The organism is Moorena sp. SIO3E8 (assembly GCF_010692445.1).
GTDB lineage: Bacteria > Cyanobacteriota > Cyanobacteriia > Cyanobacteriales > Coleofasciculaceae > Moorena > Moorena bouillonii.
This window is the reverse complement of record NZ_JAAHHM010000091.1, coordinates 22,209-28,208: the sequence shown is the minus strand read 5'-3', so window position 1 is coordinate 28,208 and position 6,000 is coordinate 22,209. Positions and strand designations below refer to the sequence as shown.

The window sequence follows — 6,000 nt, the reverse complement described above, 5'->3', positions numbered from 1 at the left end:
CTCTTTGTCAAGATTATGAGTATTTGCCTCAAAACTCCGAGACCATGATTTACATCGCCATGATTCGTCTCATGGTTCGGCGCTTAGCCTAATTTGCTACACCCCTACCCCTTTTCAAACAGCCTCTGAGGAGTGGTCTTTCACCACTATGGTTATCAAGTTGTCAAGGTTCTTTTTTTACCTGGCGGCTAATCCCCCGAATCTCTTACGAGATAAGGTTTCTAGCCAACGAATCGCACCCCATTCCACCAACATGCCCATTCCACCCTATGGTCAGTAGTCGGGATTGCACCTTACGAGAATTTCAGGCAAAATCTAGCTGTAACATCCCGATAGCACTTGATCAAATAGAATCCAAGAAATGACCATCAGGAAAATTAATAAATTTATTTGTACTATCTTAGCAGCAGCTTTATGCCTCAGTTTAATCGCCTGTGAAGCACAGACCCCAAATGGCAGTCAATCCACAGCAGGTAAAGGAGTCAAGGTCAGTTCTGCATCCTCCGTTTCCACCTATGCCTTATTTGTTTCCGAAATCATCAATATTGGTTTGGAAAAGGTTGGTTATAAACCAGCTGAAATAAAACAACTTAGTATTCCATTGGCACACATTTCTGTAAGGAATGGCGACGTAGATTTCTACAGTGTTCATTGGCAAAATATACACAAAAAATTTTTTTTAGAAAACGGTGGTGACCAAAAATTAGAAAAGGTGGGAGTAATTATTTCTGATGCTTTGCAAAGCTATCAGATTGATAAAAAAACTGCTGAACAATACAAAATCACTAATTTGGAACAACTAAAAGACCCCAAGATTGCCAAACTGTTTGACTCTGATGGGGATGGCAAAGCCAACTTAACTGGTTGTAATCCAGGTTGGGGGTGTGAGTTGGTAATTGAACATCAGCTCGATGCTTACAAGTTGCGCGATACCATTGAACATGACCAAGGCAACTATGATGTTCTCTTGGCCGCCACATTGGGTCGCTATAAACAAGGACAACCGATTTTATTTTATAGCTATATTCCCCACTGGTCAGTGACAGTATTAAAGCCAGGAGAAGATACCATTAGATTAGAGGTTCCTTTTCTTTCTCTACCTAAAGAACAGGAAAATATAACAGAAAAAGATACTACTGTTGACGGAAAAAATTTAGGTGTTGGTGTCGATCAAGTTCGCGTGATAGCCAACAAGAAATTTTTAGCAGCCAATCCAGCTGCCAAACGCCTGTTTGAGTTGATGACGGTTCCGATTGAGGATGTGAATGCTGAACAAAAACTGGTACAAGATGGTGAAAATACTCCAAAAGATATTCGCCGCCATGCCGAAGAATGGGTAAAGACAAACCAGGAACTGTTTGATAGTTGGGTAGACTCAGCCAAAAAGGCAGCCACGAATTAAAACTATCCTCAAAGGGTATATAGCGGTTTTCAATTGAGTGAGGTTTTTAGGGAACAGGGAACAGCGGATCTGGGAATAGGGAAGAGAAATATGTCTTAACCTTTACTTCGACTGCTATAAGTCTGCTGATGGGATTTTCTTCAGACTTCCAATTTTCATTAATCTCGAACTATTAAATTCTCCCGTTTGCGCAGGCTAAGGAAGGTTGATTTTAAGCACCGATCTAGTAGCGTGGCCAACGGCCAACGGCACCTCAAGCAGCGTGCGCGTAGCGCATATGCTTACGAAACCATGATTTTATTGATTGAGCACAATCTTGAGAGACATACAGTATAGCGGTTTCTAACCTAATCAGGTACAGAGTATTTTTTCCCGATTCCCGATTCCCGATTCCCGATTCCCGATTCCCGATTCCCGATTCCCGATTCCCGACTCCCGATTCCCGATTCCCTACTCCCTACTGCCTACTCCCTAATTCATCAGTACCAAATTATCCCGATGAACCACAGTTTCTGCCCCCTTGTAACCCAAAATAGTCAGGATTTGTTCGGATTTACGTCCTCGAATCTTATGTAATTCATTACTGTTGTAGTTCACCAGTCCCCTAGCAATTTCTGTACCATTGCTATCACATAGCTCTACGGCATCTGATGAGCGAAAATCCCCTTCTATGCGAGTAATACCAGCCGCTAATAGAGATTTGCCCCCATCAGAAATTGCCTTTACCGCTCCATTATCAATATAAAGTTTCCCTACCGGCACTAAACTGTAAGCAATCCAGTGCTTGCGGGCTTTATTGGTTTGAGCTTGGGGGGCAAACTGGGTGCCCAGGGATTCTCCCTGTAAAATTCTTTCAATGTTATCTGGACGTCGTCCTTCAGTGATTACAGTTCTGACCCCAGCATTGGTAGCAATTCGGGCAGCAGCAACTTTGGTTACCATCCCACCAGTGCCCCAACCAGAGCCTGAGTCATCAGCTTGTACCTCTAGTTCAGCTAATTCCTCAATGCTGTTGATTGAAATAATTGGTTCAGCATCGGGTACCTTACGGGGGTCTGCTGAGTAAAGTCTATCCACATCAGTTAGTAAAAACAACCAATCGGATTCAATCAAACTAGCTACTAGGGCGCTAAGGGTATCGTTATCACCAAATTTAAGTTCATCTACAGCTACAGTATCATTTTCATTCACCACTGGGATCACCCCCAGCTGAAGTAGTTCCCGAAAGGTAGCATAGGCATTAACATAGCAACTACGCTGTACAAAATCTCGGCGGCTGAGGAGAATCTGAGCAATGGGTTGGTTGAGGTTACTAAATAAGTCATCATATATCCGCATCAGCCGTCCTTGACCAACTGCTGCGATCGCTTGTTTGAGAGCGAGTGTATTCGGTCGTGATGTTAACCCCAGTCGCCCACAGCCAATCCCCACAGCGCCAGAGGTAACCAGTACCACTTGATGACCTTCAGAACGCAGCCGAGTCAGTGTTTCCACTAGGGCAGCAATAGTGGATAGGGCCAGCTGACCTGTTGCTGGTTGGGTTAAACTAGATGTGCCGACTTTGACAACTATCTTTTGATTGGTCATTGGTCATTACTCTGGTTTCTGTTGATCATACCTTTGAGGGGGAATCTATGTCAGGGGTAGTGTTCCTCTGGTACCACTGCCAAGGATGTGACCAAAATCACATGATTTGGTGGTGTAACTTACAAGACATTCAGGTGAATATTGCTAAGCTTTTGGGAATCATAGGAATAAGAAGTACTTGGTATCAGCCAGTACAGTTTCAGATTTAGGAACTATACTGGTAAACTTGAGCTACTTTGTATAATCGACACACCCTAGAACAACAGAGGAATTCAGTCAGCTAATCACCTCTAACCAGTAACAATCCAGGTGAGATCGTTGGTGATTTTTAGTGTGACTCTTGTGCTAAGGTGTGCTGTGCAAAGTGCTTGAATTCTAGCTAGAAAAGGTAAGGGGAAATAGGACTTCGGCTAAGGGTACTTGACTATTCTAGCTTTACCTTTGTCCCTTCCTGGATTACCATACACTGACACCCTCTTCGTCAGAAAACCCTCACTGATGAACTAACTGCAAAAGCCTGCAAGGAAAAATTATGTCTAATACCCACAACTTATTCACTATTCGTTTTTGGGGCGTCAGAGGTAGTATTGCCTGTCCAGGACCAGAAACAGTTCGGTATGGAGGCAACACACCTTGTATAGAGATGCGAGTTGGTAGTGAGCGTCTAATTTTTGATGGTGGTACAGGGTTGCGAGTTTTGGGACAGTCCCTACTCAAGGAGATGCCAGTAGAAGCTCATCTATTTTTTACCCACTCCCATTGGGACCATATTCAGGGTTTCCCTTTCTTTACCCCTGCCTTTATTAAAAGGAATTGTTTTCATATTTATGGCACCCGTGCTCCTAACGGTGCCACCATCGAGAATCGTCTAACTGATCAGATGACCCACCCAAATTTTCCGGTTCCCTTGCAAATTATGCAATCAAAAAAGGAGTTCCATGACCTTGAGATTGGAGAAACAGTCAAGATTGGTGAGATTACGATAGAAAATGCACCCTTGAACCATCCAGGTGAAGCCGTTGGCTATCGAGTTAACTGGCGAGGCTATTCAGCTGCCTACATCACTGACACAGAACATCTCGAAGAGGGTTTCGATAAAAATGTCCTGCAGCTAGCCCATAATGCGGACGTGATGATTTACGATGCTGCCTACACCGATGAAGAATACTACTCTGAGATATCGAGCAAAATGGGTTGGGGACATTCTACCTGGCAGGAAGCTATCAAAGTTGCTCGAGCTGCTAATGCCAAAAAATTAGTCATTTTCCATCATGATCCCCTGCATAATGATGATTTTTTGGACCATATCGGAGAACAGGCTGTTAAGGAGTTTTCTAATACGGTTATGGCGCGGGAAGGTCTGGCAATTGAGCTAGTGGAATCCTCTAGGTCACATCTGCTTGAGCGTAAGGATGGGAAAATGCCTCTGAGCAAAGTTTAATATAGTAATTATCAATGGGGTGAGGTACAAAATGCTGGGTTTTAGGGAGCAGGGAGCAGGGAGTAGGGAGTAGGGAGTAGGGGTAAGAAAATTGAATTTACCTCATAAGCATGATCAACAGTATGATCAAAGCTATATCATTTCTAAAAATAAAATTGCCAATTACTAATTAACAATTAACTGTCATAAAATAACTGACTTGAAAAGTGATTAACTGTAATTAACATAACATGCTTGTTATAGTCATAGGCGGTCTTTTTAGAGTAAAGACCGCCTATAAAGTGCTGCGGATAGCTTTTCGTGTAGCGTGGGCATAGCACATAAGCTGTTCGCGTAGCGTGCGCATAGCGCATTAGTTGATAGCTTACTTATTATCTAAGCTGCAACTTGAGCTTGGTCAGATACTTGGGGTGCTGCTTTTAGAGATGTTTGGAGAGATTCTAGCTGAGCCGATAGGTTGTAGATTTGACTTTGGAGTGCTTCAACTAGCACAATGTCTTTCGCCAAAACTTGAGGATTTCTGATGCTTGTGGATTGTTCAGAAGCAGAAGACGTATTCTGGATGCGATCGCGAATGGGGGTTCCCCCCTGTAGCCGACTGCATCCCTTGGTGTAGCCTAAGAAAGTTTGAGCAGAGGCAAACTGATAGATTCCAGATTTTACCTTACTCTGCTGCCATGACATCCCTAGGTTTTCAAGCACTGGTTCCTCGGTAATTACTAACGGTTCCATAACTGTTATCGGTTTCTCCATGACCACGGTTCCAGAAACCTTCTTTGCCATCGGTACGCTGGCAGGTAAAGCAAATTTTACTTCTTCATAAGCGACCACATTCTCTAGCTTCTGTTGCTTCTCTGTGTTCAGCTCGGATGTTGAAACTTGTAGTTGTTGAATTAACTTTTCCTTTTCCTGAAGAGCTTGCTCAATAGTGTCTAACTCAGACTCAATGGTAGCTGACTTCCGGGAAGAGTCGTGCCACCCAGCTAAAGTAGCATTAGATACACCTACTCCCAAACTGATTAACATCGCTAGTCCCAAGTAAGGAGCTGCCGCATCCCTGACTTTACCATGGAAAAATAGTTCATCTTGCATGCGGATGGTGATGGACTCTTCACCAAATAGAGCTACAGGTAAGGTGAAGACACAAAAGAGTGTAGTTGAAATGAAGACTGGTGCCAAGATTAATTTTTGGATTGTAGACCCGTTCACAATTACTCCCTTAGGATAGCTACTTAAAACTCAATGACTAGTACCGTCAGCAGTCAGCAGTCAGCAGTCAGAAATCAGCTTAAAATCTCACGGGGTGACAACAAAGCTCAAACCTAGATAGGTGTTAGGTTAATGGTTTTAGGTGTTGGGTAAAATGAGCGCATCGGAGTCATTTGTATTTGCCAGCAATTGAAGCAATTTTCACCAATTCAACTTCTTCTATAGTTTTTTTCAATCCATCCCGCAAGGGCAATCTTCCCTAAAACCTAACCCCTAAAACCTAACCCCTGTAAGATTTTCAATTAGCTTGTCACCCCCTGAGGCTTAAAATAAACCTCTAAGGAGAGAATTTAAGAGTTCG

6 protein-coding genes and 1 pseudogene are annotated in these 6,000 nt (G+C 43.2%); 4 read left to right on the top strand and 3 right to left on the bottom strand.

What is annotated here, in order from left to right; genetic code table 11:
* Both F6K46_RS27790 and proX read left to right on the top strand, forming a co-directional pair.
* Positions 1-92 (top strand): annotated as a pseudogene (locus F6K46_RS27790) (IS5/IS1182 family transposase); the annotation flags it as partial.
* A gap of 269 nt (positions 93-361) precedes the next feature.
* Positions 362-1,402, top strand: coding sequence for a glycine betaine/L-proline ABC transporter substrate-binding protein ProX (proX, locus tag F6K46_RS27785; RefSeq protein ID WP_293063260.1), 1,041 nt, complete (start codon positions 362-364; stop codon positions 1,400-1,402).
* A 471-nt stretch (positions 1,403-1,873) separates the two neighbouring features.
* Here proX and proB read toward each other — a convergent pair whose 3' ends face one another.
* The gene (proB, locus tag F6K46_RS27780) at positions 1,874-2,989 is read right to left on the bottom strand and encodes a glutamate 5-kinase (protein ID WP_293063258.1); all 1,116 of its coding nucleotides are present in this window, start codon (positions 2,987-2,989) and stop codon (positions 1,874-1,876) included.
* On the opposite strand from proB, the gene F6K46_RS27775 reads away from it, so the two are divergent.
* Positions 2,989-3,198: a hypothetical protein gene (locus F6K46_RS27775; protein WP_143727450.1), complete on the top strand. Its 210-nt coding sequence runs from the start codon at positions 2,989-2,991 to the stop codon at positions 3,196-3,198. The two genes, proB and F6K46_RS27775, sit on opposite strands and share 1 nt — an antisense overlap.
* 323 nt (positions 3,199-3,521) lie before the next feature.
* The gene (locus F6K46_RS27770; protein WP_075896491.1) at positions 3,522-4,430 is read left to right on the top strand and encodes an MBL fold metallo-hydrolase; all 909 of its coding nucleotides are present in this window, start codon (positions 3,522-3,524) and stop codon (positions 4,428-4,430) included.
* A 176-nt stretch (positions 4,431-4,606) separates the two neighbouring features.
* On the opposite strand, the gene F6K46_RS27765 is transcribed toward F6K46_RS27770, so the two are convergent.
* Positions 4,607-4,783, bottom strand: coding sequence for a hypothetical protein (locus F6K46_RS27765; protein WP_293063255.1), 177 nt, complete (start codon positions 4,781-4,783; stop codon positions 4,607-4,609).
* Between the two features lie 22 nt (positions 4,784-4,805).
* Positions 4,806-5,609, bottom strand: a complete 804-nt coding sequence (locus F6K46_RS27760; RefSeq protein WP_293117547.1) for a hypothetical protein — start codon at positions 5,607-5,609, stop codon at positions 4,806-4,808.
* Between the last annotated feature and the right edge of the window lie 391 nt (positions 5,610-6,000).

Bases quoted from the DNA above. Each gene is read 5' to 3' on its own strand.
- proX (WP_293063260.1), top strand. From the start codon at position 362: ATGACCATCAGGAAAATTAATAAATTTATTTGTACTATCTTAGCAGCA.
- proB (WP_293063258.1), bottom strand. From the start codon at position 2,989: ATGACCAATCAAAAGATAGTTGTCAAAGTCGGCACATCTAGTTTAACC.
- F6K46_RS27770 (WP_075896491.1), top strand. From the start codon at position 3,522: ATGTCTAATACCCACAACTTATTCACTATTCGTTTTTGGGGCGTCAGA.
- F6K46_RS27765 (WP_293063255.1), bottom strand. From the start codon at position 4,783: ATGCGCTATGCGCACGCTACGCGAACAGCTTATGTGCTATGCCCACGC.